The sequence below is a fragment of the Marinobacter sp. L-46 genome (genome assembly GCF_056859535.1).
The window spans coordinates 26,347-42,285 of sequence record NZ_JBSXOP010000083.1 but is presented as its reverse complement, the minus strand read 5'-3'; the positions used below and the strand labels follow the sequence as shown (position 1 = coordinate 42,285).

Below are 15,939 nucleotides of genomic sequence, written 5' to 3'. Positions count from 1 at the left end.
CTGATAACCGTCTTGACTGACTGAATAGAGAGAATCGAGACTCTATTCGGCTGGATATTGTGGATACGTTCTCGGGCCGAACTGTGATTCGACGCGGCGGGGTCACTTGCTCAAAATACTTCTGCCGCGCAGACTCCTAGCCGAAAAGAGCCCAAATACTGGAAAGATGGCGATGTGCCATGGCTGACCAGCGCCAGTACAGGAGCAATTTTTACAGATTCAGCGGAACAATTTGTAACTAAGAGTGCCGTTGATGAGTGCTCTCTTAAGGTCTTTCCACCAGGCACACTGTTGTTGGCAATGTACGGTGAAGGTAAAACTCGTGGACAGGTAACAGAATTGAGACTGTCCGCCACATGTAACCAAGCCTGCGCAGCCGTCACTGCCGATGAACAAAAGATCCTACGCAGCTATCTGAAGCTGAGGCTTCTTGAGAATTACGAGGAAACCCGAAAAGTAGCGGCCGGTGGGGCTCAGCCAAACCTTAATCTCAACAAGGTTCGTGGGATTGGCATTTCGGTACCTGAGAAGGAAGAACAATCCGAAATCGTCCGCCAAGTAGACCAGCTCTTCGCCCACGCCGACCGCATCGAACTACAGGTCAACAACGCACTGGCCCGCATCAACAACCTCACCCAGTCCATCCTGGCCAAAGCCTTTGCAAAGCACATCCCTGTGCTTTGCCCTTCGGGCCAGCCTTCGGCTGTCCAAAATCGCTCCCGGCGATTTTGTCGGGGCGAACTCACCGAGCAATGGCGCAAGGACAACCCGGAACTGATCACCGGGGAGAACAGTGCGGAAGCGTTGCTGGAGCGGATCAAGGCAGAGCGGGCGGCGGTGAAACCGGCTAAGAAAACCCGAAATCGGCGGCTATAAGGTAGTAAAAGTCAGAAGAATCAGGAAAATACCCATACAACAGGAAGTGAATCAAAACGCGGAGCATCTGCCATGAAAATAGAAGAGCTACATTTGCAGCATTTTCGCCGCTTTGATGATTTTCGCCTGACCTTTCACGAACAAGCCACCGTCCTGGTTGCCCGAAATGGTGCTGGAAAATCCAGCATTCTGGACGGACTGGCAATCGCCCTTGGTCAATTCCTCACCCGCCTGCCTAAGGTAAGTGGTATCAATCCCAAAGATACCGATTTCCAAATCTATCCGGACGGCAGTAAGCCAGCCTTTATGCGTATAAAGTGCGAATCCATGGATGATGTTGTCTGGGACCGCACGGAGAAAAGGGACAAAACGAAAAAAACCGTCAGCCAGATTCCTGAGGGTAAAGGAATCCGGGATTTGAATGAGTATGTCGATAAGTTCATTGATGCCCATAATGAGGGCCATCCTTATCAACTCCCGATTTTCATCTACTACGGAACAGGCCGCGGCGTCTTCCATATTCCCCAGAGAAAACGGGGCTTTGCAAAAGAATTCAGTCGATTCGATGCATTGAAGGGTGCCCTCGAGAGCCACACCAATTTCCGGAGTTTTGTTGAATATTTCTATGCCCTGGAAGACCGAGAAACCCGCGCCCAAAAAGAGGCGCGATCTTTCGATGTTGAGATCCCGGAACTCAAGGCGATCCGCAAAGCGGTAACGACCATGTTGCCGGCCTTCAGTAACCCGCGAGGTGCCGAGCCCGCGGGCATCAAGCTCGACTGGAATCAGGATGGCGTTGTCAAAGAGCTCCGCATTGAACAACTCAGTGACGGCTACCGAACCACGCTCGCCATGGTCATGGATATTGCAGCCAGAATGGCTGAGGCCAATCCGGATATGCCAGACCCTTTGAAAACGGAAGGTGTGGTGATGATTGATGAAGTTGATCTACACCTTCATCCCGGTTGGCAACAGACTATCCTTCTGGACCTCATCCGTACCTTTGAGAACGTTCAGTTTATTGTGTCTACTCACAGCGCTCAGGTTATTTCGTCGGTCAAGCCCGAGTGTCTTCGGGTAATTAACTGGGTTAATGACAAGGCGGAATTGCTACCCGTTTCATTCTCGGAGGGCGCCGAATCCCAACAAGTTCTGTTGGACGTGCTGGGACTGGAGTCACCAAGAGTAGAGTCCCTCTCCATTGTGAAATCGCTGCATGAATACCAACAGATGGTTGAGGAAGGAAAATGGGACAGCCCGGAAGCGAGATCCCTCCGGGCCAGGCTTGATCAGTGGGGGGCAGAATACGAGCCGGAGTTACGGCGTCTGGATATGGATATCCGTATGCAGGAGTGGGAAAAGGAGAATTCGTGAAATACATTCCAAAGGGACTGGAACCCGAAAAACTGGCCAATTACAAAACACTTAAACCGTATAATACTTGGCCGCAATTTGCCCGAGTCGAACATCGCCGTTTACCCGTGCAGGACCAACTGAAAGAGGATCAAGGCTGGCTGTGTGCCTACTGCGAAATCGATCTTATTGATAAGACGATGGATGGCGACGCTGACTTCAGAGTTGAACATTTCCACCCGAAGTCCGATACAACATCTGGCCATAACTGGCACTTGGACTGGCAAAACCTGTTGGGCTGTTGTCACGGGGGGAGCCAAAGTACGGTTGCTGACTCAGCTACACGTTTCACAAGCCCAGACACATCCTGCGATGTCCCGAAGGGCGATAAAAACCTTGATGGAATCATCCTAAACCCGAGACATATACCAGCCTCCCCCGCGCTCTTCTCATGTAGTCGAAGCACCGGAGAGCTTTCTGTATTAGCGCATAATTGCCAGGCAGCAGGCGTTAGTGTTGAGCAAGCGGAAGAGACGATTCAGGAACTGAATCTAAACGCGCCAAGACTTAACCGCCTGAGAAAGCAGGTTCTGAATGAACTGAACAAACAACTTCGAATAGTCGTCGAACAAGGCGAGGATGTTGGTTTGGCCCGCAAGAAACTTGCTCGCGTACATCTCAGTAAAAATCAGGCAGGAAGGTGGCAGGCATTTTTTACAGCCATTCGTAGCTATCTCGGGAGTGACGCTGAACTGCATCTGGAGGAATCCGGATACCAAGGTTAGCAGCAAGGATGAAAGATTGTGCTACAAAGTGAATTGAGTGGTCTCACTGCTCCACCACAATCAACTCCCCAAGCTCAAACCCCTCAGCCTCAGCCCGCGCCTTAAACGCCTCCAGCACCTCATCACTCACCTCCGGCGTGCGAGACATCAGCCACAGGTAATTCCGGTTGTAGCCGGTGATGTACACCGTGGAGTAGTCGTCATCCAGCTCGAACACCACGTAGGACGCGTAAAACGGCCCGAAAAACGACACCTTCATATGGCCCACGTCACTATCGCCCACAAACACCGCCCGGCCTTCGGCTTCTTGCCATTCGCTTTCCTCGGCGTTGTAGCCCCGGTTGATCACTTTGATGCTGCCGTCGTCGTTCAGGGTGTATTCGGCAGTCACCTTGCTCAGGCCTTCCTCGAAGGAGTGGTCCAGGCGGGCGATTTCATACCAGGTGCCCAGGTAGCGGTCTTTGTCGAAGCCGGTAACCGGTTCGATGCCTTCAGGCAGGCCAGTGCAGCCGGCTAACAGCAGCAGGGTGGCGGTAATCAGGCTCAGTGCTTTCATGGTTCTATCCTCACACCGACAGATGGCGCCGGAACAGCGCCAGTGCGCTTGAGAAAAACACTCCGCCAATGGCCACCAGCGCCAGCATTTGCGGCCACACTACCTCCAGCCCGGCACCCCGGTACAGAATGGCCTGGGCCATGCTCACGAAGTGGGTAGTGGGGGCGGCCAGCATGATGTTCTGCACCAGGTCCGGCATGCTTTCCCTTGGGGTGATGCCGCCAGACAGCAGCTGCAAAGGCAGGATGGTGAGGATCAGCAGCAGGCCGAACTGGGGCATGGTGCGGGCCACGGTGCCGATCAGGATGCCGATGGCGGTGGTGGAGAACAGGTGAATGAGCGCCCCCAGCAGGAACAGCCACACAGAGCCGGCAATGGGTACGTTCAGCCAGCCCTGAATCACCAGGGTGATCGACACAGAAGCCGCCAGCAGCACCACCAGGCCGTTGGCCCACACCTTGGACGCCATAATCTCGAACGGCCGCAGCGGCATTACCATCAGGTGTTCCACGGTGCCGTGTTCGCGTTCGCGAATCAGCGCTGCGCCGGTCAGGATGATGCTGATCAGGGTCACCTGGGTGATCAGCTCCATCACGCCGCCAAACCAGGTGCCGTCCAGGTTGGGGTTGAAGCTGGCGCGGGTCACCAACGTCACCGGCAGGCCGTCGGTGGAACTGCCCGGCTGCAGGAATTCCGCCACTTCGGTCATGGCGAAGCGTTCTATGTAGGTGGTGCCGATAAAGGCCTGGCTCATGCGGGTGGCGTCTATGTTCAGCTGCAGGCTTACCGGCTGGCCCTGGCGCACGTTGCGCTCGAAGCCTTCCGGGATTACCAGGGCGAAGGTGTGGCTGCCCTTGTCCAGCAGGTCGTCTATCTGGTCGTAGCGCACCATGTCTGGCGGCAGAAACCAGGGCTGCTGCAGGGCATTGATGACCCGGCCGGAGAGCACGGTCTGGTCTTCATCCACCACCGCTACCGGGGCGTTGTGCAGCTCCATGGAACCGGCGGAGCCGGCGGTGTAGATCATCAGGGTAAAGGCCACCAGCACGAACACCATCAACACCTTGTCCTGCCACAGGCTGCGCAGTTCCTTGATACCCAGGTGCCAGATGTTACCGAGAGATTTCATCATCAGCGCCCCTGTTTCCGCAGCAGTACCATGGCCAGGCCGGTCAGCACCGGAATAAACGCCGCCAGCGCCAGGAACGCGCCCTGCATGTCGGCCAGGGTCAGGCCCTTGGTGAACACACCCCGGCTGATCTGCAAAAACCAGGTGGCCGGCCAGAAGGGGCCGATCCAGGCGCCAGCACCGCTCAGGGACGATACCGGTTCGGTCAGGCCGGAGAACTGCACGGTGGGCAGAATACTGAGTATGGCGGTGGCCGCCAGGGCGGCAATCTGTGTGGAGGCAAAGGTGGACATCACCTGGCCCAGGGCGGTGGTGGCGGTAACAAACAGCAAGGCGCCAAGCGTGAGGGTGAACAGGCCACCCTTCAGAGGTACATCAAACACATAGACCGCCAGTAACACCAGGCTGGCGTAGCTCACCATGCTGAAGGCGATGTAGGGTAACTGCTTGCCCAGCAGAAATTCCAGCCGGGTGACCGGGGTGACGTACAGGTTGGTGATGGAACCCAGTTCTTTCTCCCGGACAATGCCCAGGGCCATCAGTATGGCCGGGATGAAGATCAGCAGGATCGGAATCACCGCCGGCACCATGGCATCCAGGCTGCGGAAATCCTGGTTGTAGCGATAGCGGTCTTCCAGGCTGACCAGGCTCAACGTGGGTACTTCGCCCCACGCCTGCCGGGCCTGTTCGCTCAGGTAACTGATGTGCATACCCTGCACGTAGCCGAGGATGGTTTCGCCCCGGAACGGCATCGCGCCGTCCACCCACACCGCCAGCTCGGTGTCGCGGCCCCGTTTCATATCCCGGCCGAAGCCGGAGGGAATTTCGATGGCCAGGCTGAGCTCCCCGGAACGCATGCGCCGCTCCAGCTCCTCTGTCTTCGACAGTGCCGGTTGCTCGACAAAATAGCGGGAGCCGGAGATCGCCGCGATGTAATCCCGGCTCTGGGGCGTCTGGTCCCGGTCCAGCACCGCAAAGGGCAGGTCTTCTACATCCATGGTGATGCCGTAGCCCAGAATCAGCATCAGCAGGGCCGAGCCGATTAAGGCAAAGGCCATGCGGATCGGGTCCCGCAGCAGTTCCCGGGCTTCGCGCCGGCCGTAGGCCAGCAGCCGTTGCGGGCTGAAGGCCCTGGGGCGTTCCGGCTGGCCGCCCTCTTTATTCAGCAGTTTGCCGCTGGTCTGGCTTTCCGGTTCCTTGTCCACCGCTTCCAGGGTGGTCATGAAGGCGCCTTCCAGGCTGTCGCTGCCGGTTTGTTCGATCAGTGCTTGGGGCGTGTCACAGGCCAGTACTTCACCGGCGTGCATCAACGAAATGCGGTCGCAGCGCTCGCCTTCGTTCATGAAGTGGGTGGAGATAAAGATGGTCACCCCGTCTTCCCGGGACAGCCGCATCAGCAGCTGCCAGAACCGGTTACGGGCGCCGGGGTCTACACCGGAGGTGGGTTCATCCAGAATCAGCAGTTCCGGCTCGTGCACCACCGCCACCGCTAAAGACAAACGCTGGCGCACCCCCAGCGGCAGTGCGCCGGCCTGGTGGTCCAGCACCTCTTCCAGGCCGAATTCCCCGGCCAGGCTGCTGATGCGCCCGGCAATTTTTGCCTCCGGCAGGTGGAACAGCCGGGCGTGCAGGTCGAGGTTCTGGCGCACGGTCAGCTCGCCGTACAGGGAGAACGACTGAGACATGTAGCCCACCTTGCGGCGGGTGGCCAGGTCTTTGGCATCCAGCGGCTCGCCGAATAACGCCACATTGCCCTCCGTAGGCGTCAGCAGGCCGGTGAGCATTTTCATGGTGGTGGTTTTGCCGCAGCCGTTGGAGCCCAGAAAACCGAAGATCTCGCCTTTCGGGATGGTAAAGCTGACGTCTTTGACCGCGGTAAAGCTGCCGAATTTCAGGGTCAGGTTCTCCGCCACGATGGCCGGAGTGCTGTTTTCGGGAGTGGGCGAAGCTGCCGCTTGTGCCGATACCGGCACGCCCAGCTCCTGCTCCCGGCGGCTGTCCGGCAGCAGGGCGATAAAGGCATCGTCCAGGTTATCGGTGCCGGTTTGCTGGCGCAGCTCGGCGGGGGAGCCGGTAGCCAGCACTTTGCCGGCGTCCATGGCCACCAGCCAGTCGTAGCGTTCGGCTTCTTCCATGTAGGCGGTGGCTACCAGCACGCTCATCCCACTACTTTGCCCACGGATGGTGTCGATCAGGTCCCAGAAGCGTTTGCGGGAGAGCGGGTCTACGCCGGTGGTGGGCTCGTCCAGAATCAGCAGGTCCGGGTTGTGGATAAGTGCGCAGCACAGGCCCAGTTTCTGTTTCATACCGCCAGACAGTTTGCCGGCGGGGCGGTCCCGGAAGGCCAGCAGGCCAGTGGCATCCAGCAGGCGGTCGATCTGCTGCCGGCGGGAGGCACCGGTGAGGCCGAACAGGTCGGCAAAGAAGGCAATGTTCTCGTCCACCGTCAGGGTGTGGTACAGGTTGCCACCCAGGCCCTGGGGCATATAGGCAATGCGCGGGGCGGCCTGGTTGCGAAACCGGTGGCTGGCCATGTCGCCGCCCAGCACCTGCAGTCGACCCTGCTGTAATTCACGAGCCCCGGCAATCAGCCCCAGCAGGGTGGATTTACCCACCCCGTCCGGGCCGATCAGGCCAACCATGCAGCCAGCGGGGAAATCCAGCGTAATGTCGCACAGCGCAGCGGTTTCCCCGTAGTGGTGGCTGATTCCTTCCAGCCGGGCTACGGTGTCAGTCATTGGGCAGGCTCGCCTTCAGGCTATCGGGCCAGGGCAGGCTTTCATCCAGCCGCACATAGGCTTCGCCCGGCACACCGGTTTTTACCCGGTCCCGGTAAGCTTTGAGCAGGTCCGGATTGATGCGGATGCGTACCCGGAACATCAGCTTCTCCCGCTCGCTGCGGGTTTCCACCGATTTGGGGGTGAACTGGGCTTCTGCCGCCACAAAGCTGACCTCCGCCGGCACCACGTAATCCGGCAGGGCATCCAGGATGATGCGTGCTTCCGAGCCTACCCGCACTTTGCCGGCCTGGGCCGTGGGCAGGAAGATGGTCATGTAGACGTCGGTCACATCCAGCACTGTGGCCACCTTGCCGCCGCCAGCCAGTACCTCACCGGGTTCCGCCAGCCGGTATAGCACACGGCCACCCACCGGAGTGGAAAGCTGGCTGTCGTCGATGTTGGTCTGGATTTGCCGGATGGCAGCCCGGGCCGATTCAATGCCGGCATCGGCCGAAGCCACCTGTACCCGGGCCGCCTGCAGGGCAGCCCCGGCGGTTTCTGCCGCCGTGCGGGTGCGGTCCAGCTGCTCCCGGGAGGCATGGCCCCGGTCGACCAGGGTTTCAATACGGGCGAGTTCGGCACGGGCATAGCGCTGCTCGCTTTCCCGCTGCAAGACGATGGCTTCAGCCAGCAGCCGGGCCTGTTCGGCCTGGTGCAGGTTGGCTTCGGCAGCCGCCGCACGGGCCTTGAGCTCGTCGGTGTCCATCACCGCCAGCAGCTGGCCGGCTTCTACCATATCACCTTCACGCACCTCGAAGGATTCAAGGCGCCCGGGTATGCGGGTGGCGATATCCACTTCGGTGGCTTCAATACGGCCGTTGCCGGAAGCAATGTGCTCGGGGAGTTCGTCGCCGTTCGGCATCAGGTACCAGACAGCAGCCGCTATCACAGCCACAATCAGCAGTGCCAGCAGGAGTTTGGAGGCAGTTTTGGCGCTTTTACCGGCCATATGTCGTCCTTGATCAGATGAGTAATACGGAAGGGAAGTATAGAGAAAAAGTGTGACGATAAGGCTGACAGGAATCAAGATCGCTTCCAATCTATCTGGACTGTCAGCCTTACAGTAAATCAGTAAGCGCCGCGAATCAGGTCGATACCCGGCTTCAGTACTTCACGCCAGGCTTGCTGTAACTCGGGGGTCCACTCTGGGTCGTGGGCCCGCACGGTTTTCAGCAGGGATTGCTCCCACAGGTCGTACCATTCCGGTTTGATGTTGTAGTTGCTGCGGTTATGGCTTTCGCCCAGGTCCCGCAGTTTGCGGTCCGACATACCCCGGGCAACCAGGATAATCTGCATTACGCCGTTACGGAGCAGGTGGCGCTGGGCCGGCATATCGGTATTCGCAAACCGGGCGCGAATAGCCTCAGAGCTGGCCATGAAGAAATCGTAGAAGTCGACAAAGAAGTCATCCTTGCGGCAGCAACGGCCATAACTCTGAAAAACGAGGTCCGTGTTGGTCATTTGCAGTGAGTGTCCTTGAATTTTTTCGGGAATGGGTAGGAGGGCACGGATTGTAAGGATGAAGCCAGCCATTGCTATAGCGGCATATCGCTACGACTAAAGACTGCGACAAAATGTCGCCGACCGGGGCCAAGAGTTATTCCGAACCAACCTGAACGGAACCTCCAGTCGTTAAATTCTGCGTAGCAAAAGAATGTAAAACGAACCTGCAAATTCACCTCGCCAAGCAGGGTTTGCGATAGACTTGCCGGAAAATACCAAGGAACCACGTTAAGGAACTAACGAATGGCGTTTGAATACGGTACCCAGAAACTCAACATCCGGAACCCGTTCCGGTTCGAAGGGCTTGTCCGGTCTGTTCGAGGTCTTGTGCTGACGGCGATCGGCGTTTATCTCCTGTTGCAGATCCAGCCATTGCTCTCGACGGATAAAACCCAGGCCTGGGTGAATCTGGTGATTGGTGGTTTATTTGTGATTGGTGGTTTCAAAGCTCTGGGTGTCGGGCTGTTTCAGGTTATGCGTTTTTTCGTGGGCCGGGCAGCCCCCGCCTCGCTGACCGGCAACGTCGCCCGGGAAGCGGTTCAGGAAAAAGAACCAACGCTCTACACAGCACGCAGCATACACAACATGCTGATGAGCAAAAGTAACCCGACCTTTACTGAACCCCAGGGGTGGTTTGCCCGCGCCGTGCATTCGGTATTTCCGGGGCTGATCGTAACGCCCTGGCCTATCCGGAACATGGCCAAAACGCTGGTGATGAAAATCACGCGCAGCCTTATCGCGCTATGCGCCTTCCTGATCGCCTCCCTGGTGGTGATGATGGTGTTCTCCGGCACTGCCGGCGGCGAAGCGGGCAGCGTTGTGGTGTCGTTGGTGTTTCAGGTTGTGTTGCTGGTTTATCTCGGCTTGATTTGGGTAAAGCTGGGTAATCCACTCACTCGCCAAAACATGACCAAACTGAACACCTACTCCAGTGGCGGGCTTGCTCTGGTGGTTATTGGCGCGATCGTGGTTCCGGTATTAGTTGCGCAAGGCTGGATTGCGCTCTGGTCCGAGCTGAGCCCCGGAAACCGCGCCGAATTTGTTGAATTGTTGCCCGTTCTCGAGCCGGTCTTTTACACCGGAACTCTGCTCACGCTGACGCTGGTTTGTGCAGCCATTCTTGCCGCCATTGCCGTGTTGATGATTCGGGCGCGTATTCGGATGGTTGAGATCAAAACCAGTAGCTCGGAGAAAAACAACAGCTGGCGCTACGACCTGCACCCAAGACAAATTTTCACCACGCTGAGAGATCTGGTTTTGATGGGAAAACGGGAGCAGGAACTTCCGAATCGCATGTACCTGGATGAAAACGACACCGGCCAGGCTAACCGGGATAACGAGCAATTTAATGGCGACTTGATTACCGAAATTCAGCCCGTAGTCGAGGATATGCCTGAATCCGTTGTTATGCGCTACTCGCGGATCGGCGGCACGGTATTAGCCCAGATCCTGATGCTGTTGGGTGCCGTCCTATTCTGGCTGGGAGCACAAAGCGTCTTGCCCCATATCGATACATGGCGTCAGCTGGTCAGCCAAAGTGCGGGTATTGAAACCGTGGTCAGTCAGCTATTAGTGCCGGTTGGTGCGACCGCAGCCACTTTGCTTGCGGGTCTTTTGCTGATGGGCTTTGGCCGTACGCTGGACAGAATCTGTCATATGTTCTGGGCCGAGATTTTCTTCCGCTCCAGGATTTTTGATTTTCATTGCGAGGGTACCGTCATGCGGGCCACTCATTTTCGCGGGGCAGACCGCCACAGCGCTTCCAGCGAGCAGGATGTTTTTACCTTTGATGCAACGTACTTTGCTTTGGCGGCAGACACAGTAAGCTCCACTTTTGCGGTATCTGGTCAATACAATCTTGAACAGCCACGCTATGTGTTATCAATGAGCCCCTGCGATGGGTTTATGGAAAGCGTTATGGGCGATCTGGAGCAACAGTTCCGCCAGCGGAATGAAGAAATTCAGAACGAAAAACGGTCAGACAGGGAGCAGCGTCTTGACTATATTCGTCAGGAACAGGAAGCCCGCCGCACTGGCGATATGACAGCGCAAGGCCTGGTGCTTCCCCAGCAACCTGCGCTGGACTCTGAGATGGTAAGCCCGAATGCCGAGCGTGAGAAAATTGCTCGCTGGGAAGGGGATAACGACTAATGCTGCCCGGCCGGAGTTAGCCGGAACCTGCAAACCACCACCCCGGTAGCAGTCGTTTTACCGGCGGCTTAAGGAAACGGTCGTCAATCAACCAGATCACGCCCCGGTCGTCCGGGGTGCGGATCACCCGGCCGGCGGCCTGGGCCACCTTCTGCAGGCCGGGAATCAGGTAGGTGTAGTTGTAGCCTTCCCCGAATCGCTGTTGCAGCCGGCCTTTGAGGATTTCATGCCAGGCATCGAACGGTGGCAGGCCGAGGGTAGCCACGAAGGCGCCGATGAGCTGGTCGCCGGGCAGGTCGATGCCTTCACTGAACACGCCACCGAGTACCGCGAAGGCTACTGAGCCTTCAGGCTTCTGGAACTCCGCCAGGAACTGCCGGCGTTGCTCCGGGCTCATGCCCGGCTGCTGGGCGCGTTGGGGAATATCCGGTGCTTGCTGCGCCAGCGTGTCACTCACTTCCTTCGCGTATTTAAAGCTGCTGAAGAACGCCAGGTAATGGCCCGGCCGTTCCCGGTATTGCCGGGCGATCAGTTTGGCGATGGGTTGCAGCGAGCTCTCCCGGTGCACCTGCCGGGTGCTGATGCCGGGGGTGAACTGCACCTGCAATTGTTCAGCACTGAACGGGCTGGACAGGGAGGTGAAGCGGGCGTCTTCCGGCAGGCCCAGCAGGTCCCGGTAATAGACGCCGGGGCTGAGGGTGGCGGAGAACAGCAGTACCGAGTGCGCGGCCTTGAAGCGTTCAGTGAGGAAATCCGCCGGGATCAGGTTCTGGATGGTCAGGCGGGCCCGGCCACGGCCGCTGCGCTGAAATTCGCACAGGGAGTGGTCGCCGAAGCTGTCCGCCAGTTTCATAAAGGCCACGCTTTCGAACATCACTTCCTGCAAGGCCAGATCCGGCGGGTTGTCGGCCAGATAATCGGTGATCACAGAAACCATGGCCTGCAGTGCACCCAGTAATTGCGGTGGCAGAGTCGCCAGGAACACCGGCTGGGCCTGTTCACCGTGATCCCGGATCAGCGCCTGCCAGGCCCGGGCGGTGCGGTCCAGTGCTGCTTTTACCGGTTTCGGGGCAATCTTCTTCAGCTTTAACAGCCGCTGCTGTTCCAGCTGCACCGAATACATGCCCCGGGCCCGGTCCACCAGGTTGTGGGCTTCGTCCACCAGCACGCTGGCTTGCCAGTTGTTCTGGCGGATCAGGCCGTGCAGCAGGGCGGACTGGTCGAACATTCGATTCACATCACCGATCACCAGGTCGCTCCAGCGGGCCATTTCCTGGGCGAGGAAGTAGGGGCAAATGTCATGCCCTGCGGCGATTTTCGCCAAATTCTGCTGATTTAACGGCCCTTTGCTCTGTACCGCCTCGGCCCGGGCGTCCGGCAGGCGGTCGAAAAAGCCTTTCGCCAAAGGGCAGGATTCGCCGTGGCAGGCTTTGTCCGGGTGTTCACAGGCGTCGTCTTTCGACACCAGTTCCAGGGTACGCAGCGGCCAGGGCTGCAGCTCATGCTGGGCGGCTCGCAACTTATCCACAGCATCCAGCGCCAGCTGCCGGGCGGTGTTGCGGCAGGTGAGGTAGAACAGCCGGTCCTGCTTTGCGGCAGGCATGGCCATCAGGGCCGGGAACAGCGTGCCCAGGGTTTTACCCAGGCCGGTGGGAGCTTCCAGCAGCAGGGTGCCGGCTTTGACGGAGTTCTTGTACACCGTTTCCGCCAGTTGCCGCTGCCGGGGGCGAAAGTCCGGGAACGGAAAGGTCAGGGTGGCCAGCAGGGCGTCGCGCTGCTCTCGATGGTGTTCTTCCTGCTCGGCCCAGGCTTGGTAGCGGCCACACAGAGTTTCGAGTTCCTGCCAGAGCTCGTCGGCTTTGGCGGTTTCGGTAAGTACCGTTTCCTTGTCCCGACCGGTGTCGTAATACACCAGGGCCAGCTCTACGCTTTTGCGATTTTCCTGCCGGCACAGCAGGGCGCCATAGGCCCGTAACTGGGCCCGGTGCAAAGCCCGTTGGTGAGGGCGGATACGGGACACATCGCCCCGGTGGGTTTTGATTTCTTCCAGCCGGTTCTTGTGCGGGTTATAGCCGTCAGCCCGGCCTGAAAGCTTCAGCCCCATGCAGTTACCGGTAAGTGAATACTCGCTTTTATAGCCGTAGCCACGCTTTGACTGGATTGCCTGATGGCCGGCAATGCCCTCTTCGCTGGTGGGCGCCGGGGTATAGCGGAAGTCCAGGTCGCCGTGGCGGGCCGCGAATTCACAGAGGGTACGGACCGCGACTTTCACACGCTCGCCTCATCGCCATCCCAGCGCACATAGCAGACGCTGGCCGGGATGCCTTGCCGGGCGAAAAAGTGTAACCAGCGAACCTGGTGGTCCTGCAACCGGTCGCCGGGGCCTTTTACTTCGATCATTTCATAACGCTGTTCAGGTTGCTCGGCATCCGGCACCAGCCGGATCAGGTCCGGGAAGCCGCTGCGATGTTCCTTGATGTTGTGAAGCAGCCGGCGGAACAGGGCATCCAGGTGGTGGGCGGGAATGCAGTGCAGCGCCAGTTCCAGCAGGGCTTCATCCAGTACCGGCCAGAATACGAAGGGACTGGCGATGCCCTGTTTGGCCTGAAAGGTGTCGCGAATGTGCTGTTTATAGGCATGGGTTTTCAGCAGGCCAAAGCGCTCCTCAAAGGCCTGCGCGCGTCGGGCGACAAAGTCTTCCCGGGTCAGGTCCGCTGGGCCGATATGGAACGGATGGAAGAAGGCGCCGGGGATGGGTTTGAAGATCACCGGCCAGCACAGCAGGCCGAACAGGGCATTGATCAGGGTGTTTTCCACATAGAACACCGGGGCTTGCTCGGTGCTCAGGTGCTGAACCGCCGCCAGCTCCACGGTGCCGGTGTCTGGCCTGGGCAGGGTGAGGGTGAATTCCCGCAGTGGGAGGTTATCCACAGGCTCGGGTTTGTCGGCCCCCACCTTGGGCGCCAGCCGCTTCAGCAGGCGACCCAGGCCCTGGGCTTCGGCGTCGCTCAGGTCACTGGTTCGCCACTGACAGGCAATGCCCCAGGCCTCCTGAAAACGCTTCATCCGTTCCAGTAAGCGAAGCTGTTTCAGCCGCGCTTCCCGGTGTCCGCTGTTTTCCCAGACCTCGAGTGCCAGTTCCCGTTCACCCTGGCGCTCCGCCTGCCGGCCCAGTTCCAGCAACAATCGGTCCCGGCGGCTGGTGAGCCAGGGGTTATCCACAGGCCCGGGGACATCGGGCCAGACGTCCGCCGCCGGTTCGCCGGTATCGAGCCGTTCCCGGCACTGGTGCATCTGCAGGTAACAATCCACTTCTGCCCGGCGCTGAAAGGCGCGGGATTCCGGGGTGAAGGGCACCGGCTCGAACTGCTGCACGCCCAGTTCCACCAGCACAAAGTCGGTCCAGCTCTGGCGCAGGTTGCCGAAAAACATCAGGCGGATGCGGTCGAACAGGGCCATGTCCTGGAGCTGGACCACTTCCGGGGCCTGTTCACCGACTGCCTCTGCCAGCCAGTGCTGCAGGGGCTTTAGTTCACTGAACGCTTCCGCCAGCAACTCCCGCATCTGAGCTTTTCCCAGCGTTTTCGGGTGGCCCTGTTGGTGCAGCCAACCGCCAAAGACCGGCCTTAGTTCAGCCAGGGTAAACAGCCGGAACAGATCATCCAGGCTCAGCTCCGGCGAGTTATCCAGCCAGCCCTCCTGCACCAATAACTTGAGCGCTTCGGCCTCCGGCACCGGCAGCTCCGGATAGAGCAGCTTGTCGGCCCGGAAAAGCTCACCGGTACGCATCACCATCCGCGTGAGCAAGGCCCTTGGCCCGGTCGCCAGGTTGGCAAACGCCGCCAGCCGGTTTCGCTCCCGATCGGTCAGCAAATCTGAGTGATGATCGGCCACCCAGGACACAATGGTGTCCATGTTGCTCAAATAGTACAGGGGGTCTTCAAGGTTTGCTGTTTGCGGGCGCTGGCCCGTGGTTTCTGTCGTCATAGGGCTGGAACTGTAATCCATGCACAAAAATTAATCATCACACGCCTTGCCAACCCCTCTAATGATAACTATTATCATTTGCATCACGACAAGGAGGACGCCATGAAATTTCTCTGCCCACGCCATCGCCAGATCTTCTCCCGCCTTTCTCTCAATGAACAGAACGAGTTATGGCTGTTCTGGATGGAATACGCCTTCACCTTCTGCGAGAACCAGGATGCCGAAAAGATGATTGCCGCCACCGGCAGCGCCTTTGACCTGGCCTGCCTGGCGCGGGCGGAGCACCCGGACTGCATGCATGTGGAACTGACGCTGGCCGCCATTCTGGTGTGCCGTGCCCTACGGGACCGGGGCGAGCACAATGCGGCGGATTATGTGCTGTTCACGGCAGTCGAAAACCTGCAGCTGGCCGAGCCCTGTGTTAACAGCGCCAGCGGCTGCTGCAGCACCGATGATTGCATTGCCGTGCTTCTGGACACCACTCGCCAGGCTGATTTCTTCAGCGAATACCTGAACTGGCCGGTATTCCCGGTGGCTCAATACCCGGCCACCCTCGCCGAAAACGCAATCAACTGAGGACGGGAGGCTCTATGGGAATGGCTCTCTTACACCCCGATCTATCCCGGCAGCATCACTACAATCCGGTGAACTGGCCCGGTGCGACGGATTCCGCTCAGGTCGCCATCTCGATTTCCGCCGACTCCCTGTGCCGGCTTTTGCAAAGCCACCAGCTGCACGTGGAAGACCTGACCTGCCTCGATGCGGAATCGAGGGCCCGGGTGCGGCAAATGCTCCTCGACCTGGTGCGTTGACCGAACG

At 58.7% G+C, this 15,939-nt stretch carries 12 protein-coding genes and 1 pseudogene; 6 read left to right on the top strand and 7 right to left on the bottom strand.

Going from position 1 to position 15,939, the window contains the following annotated elements:
• Window positions 1-141: 141 nt before the first annotated feature.
• The 3 genes and pseudogenes from AC13DJ_RS14695 to AC13DJ_RS14685 all read left to right on the top strand — a co-directional run.
• Window positions 142-876, top strand: a pseudogene (locus AC13DJ_RS14695) (restriction endonuclease subunit S); the annotation flags it as partial.
• A 72-nt stretch (window positions 877-948) separates the two neighbouring features.
• Window positions 949-2,250 (top strand): AAA family ATPase, encoded by a 1,302-nt coding sequence (locus AC13DJ_RS14690; protein WP_482932893.1) that lies wholly within the window; start codon window positions 949-951, stop codon window positions 2,248-2,250.
• The gene (locus tag AC13DJ_RS14685) at window positions 2,247-3,014 is read left to right on the top strand and encodes a retron system putative HNH endonuclease (protein WP_482932892.1); all 768 of its coding nucleotides are present in this window, start codon (window positions 2,247-2,249) and stop codon (window positions 3,012-3,014) included. The genes AC13DJ_RS14690 and AC13DJ_RS14685 overlap by 4 nt, the downstream gene beginning before the upstream one ends.
• Window positions 3,015-3,057: 43 nt before the next feature.
• On the opposite strand, the gene AC13DJ_RS14680 is transcribed toward AC13DJ_RS14685, so the two are convergent.
• From AC13DJ_RS14680 to AC13DJ_RS14660, 5 genes are all read right to left on the bottom strand, one after another.
• Window positions 3,058-3,570 carry a lipocalin family protein gene (locus tag AC13DJ_RS14680; protein WP_482932891.1) on the bottom strand — a complete coding sequence of 171 codons (513 nt, stop codon included), beginning with the start codon at window positions 3,568-3,570 and terminating at the stop codon, window positions 3,058-3,060.
• Window positions 3,571-3,580: 10 nt separating this feature from the next.
• Complete coding sequence (locus AC13DJ_RS14675) at window positions 3,581-4,699, bottom strand: ABC transporter permease (protein WP_482932894.1); 1,119 nt, start codon at window positions 4,697-4,699, stop codon at window positions 3,581-3,583.
• 2 nt (window positions 4,700-4,701) lie between these two features.
• The gene (rbbA, locus tag AC13DJ_RS14670) at window positions 4,702-7,437 is read right to left on the bottom strand and encodes a ribosome-associated ATPase/putative transporter RbbA (protein ID WP_482932890.1); all 2,736 of its coding nucleotides are present in this window, start codon (window positions 7,435-7,437) and stop codon (window positions 4,702-4,704) included.
• Window positions 7,430-8,428, bottom strand: a complete 999-nt coding sequence (locus tag AC13DJ_RS14665; protein ID WP_482932889.1) for an HlyD family secretion protein — start codon at window positions 8,426-8,428, stop codon at window positions 7,430-7,432. Before AC13DJ_RS14665 ends, rbbA begins: the two co-directional genes overlap by 8 nt.
• 119 nt (window positions 8,429-8,547) lie before the next feature.
• A complete protein-coding gene (locus AC13DJ_RS14660) occupies window positions 8,548-8,940 on the bottom strand; it encodes a globin domain-containing protein (RefSeq protein ID WP_482932888.1) in 393 nt (130 codons plus the stop codon).
• A gap of 285 nt (window positions 8,941-9,225) precedes the next feature.
• On the opposite strand from AC13DJ_RS14660, the gene AC13DJ_RS14655 reads away from it, so the two are divergent.
• Window positions 9,226-11,133, top strand: a complete 1,908-nt coding sequence (locus tag AC13DJ_RS14655) for a hypothetical protein (protein ID WP_482932887.1) — start codon at window positions 9,226-9,228, stop codon at window positions 11,131-11,133.
• Between the two features lie 16 nt (window positions 11,134-11,149).
• Here the strand turns inward: AC13DJ_RS14655 and AC13DJ_RS14650 are convergent, their stop codons facing one another.
• Together AC13DJ_RS14650 and AC13DJ_RS14645 are read right to left on the bottom strand one after the other, a co-directional pair.
• Entirely contained in the window at window positions 11,150-13,405 is a 2,256-nt protein-coding gene (locus AC13DJ_RS14650; protein ID WP_482932886.1) for a helicase C-terminal domain-containing protein, read from the bottom strand.
• Window positions 13,402-15,120 carry a VRR-NUC domain-containing protein gene (locus AC13DJ_RS14645; protein ID WP_482932885.1) on the bottom strand — a complete coding sequence of 573 codons (1,719 nt, stop codon included), beginning with the start codon at window positions 15,118-15,120 and terminating at the stop codon, window positions 13,402-13,404. The genes AC13DJ_RS14650 and AC13DJ_RS14645 overlap by 4 nt, the downstream gene beginning before the upstream one ends.
• A 102-nt stretch (window positions 15,121-15,222) precedes the next feature.
• On the opposite strand from AC13DJ_RS14645, the gene AC13DJ_RS14640 reads away from it, so the two are divergent.
• Both AC13DJ_RS14640 and AC13DJ_RS14635 read left to right on the top strand, forming a co-directional pair.
• The gene (locus AC13DJ_RS14640) at window positions 15,223-15,696 is read left to right on the top strand and encodes a hypothetical protein (RefSeq protein WP_014420008.1); all 474 of its coding nucleotides are present in this window, start codon (window positions 15,223-15,225) and stop codon (window positions 15,694-15,696) included.
• A 20-nt stretch (window positions 15,697-15,716) separates the two neighbouring features.
• Window positions 15,717-15,932: a hypothetical protein gene (locus AC13DJ_RS14635; protein ID WP_158011860.1), complete on the top strand. Its 216-nt coding sequence runs from the start codon at window positions 15,717-15,719 to the stop codon at window positions 15,930-15,932.
• The last annotated feature ends 7 nt before the right edge of the window (window positions 15,933-15,939 follow it).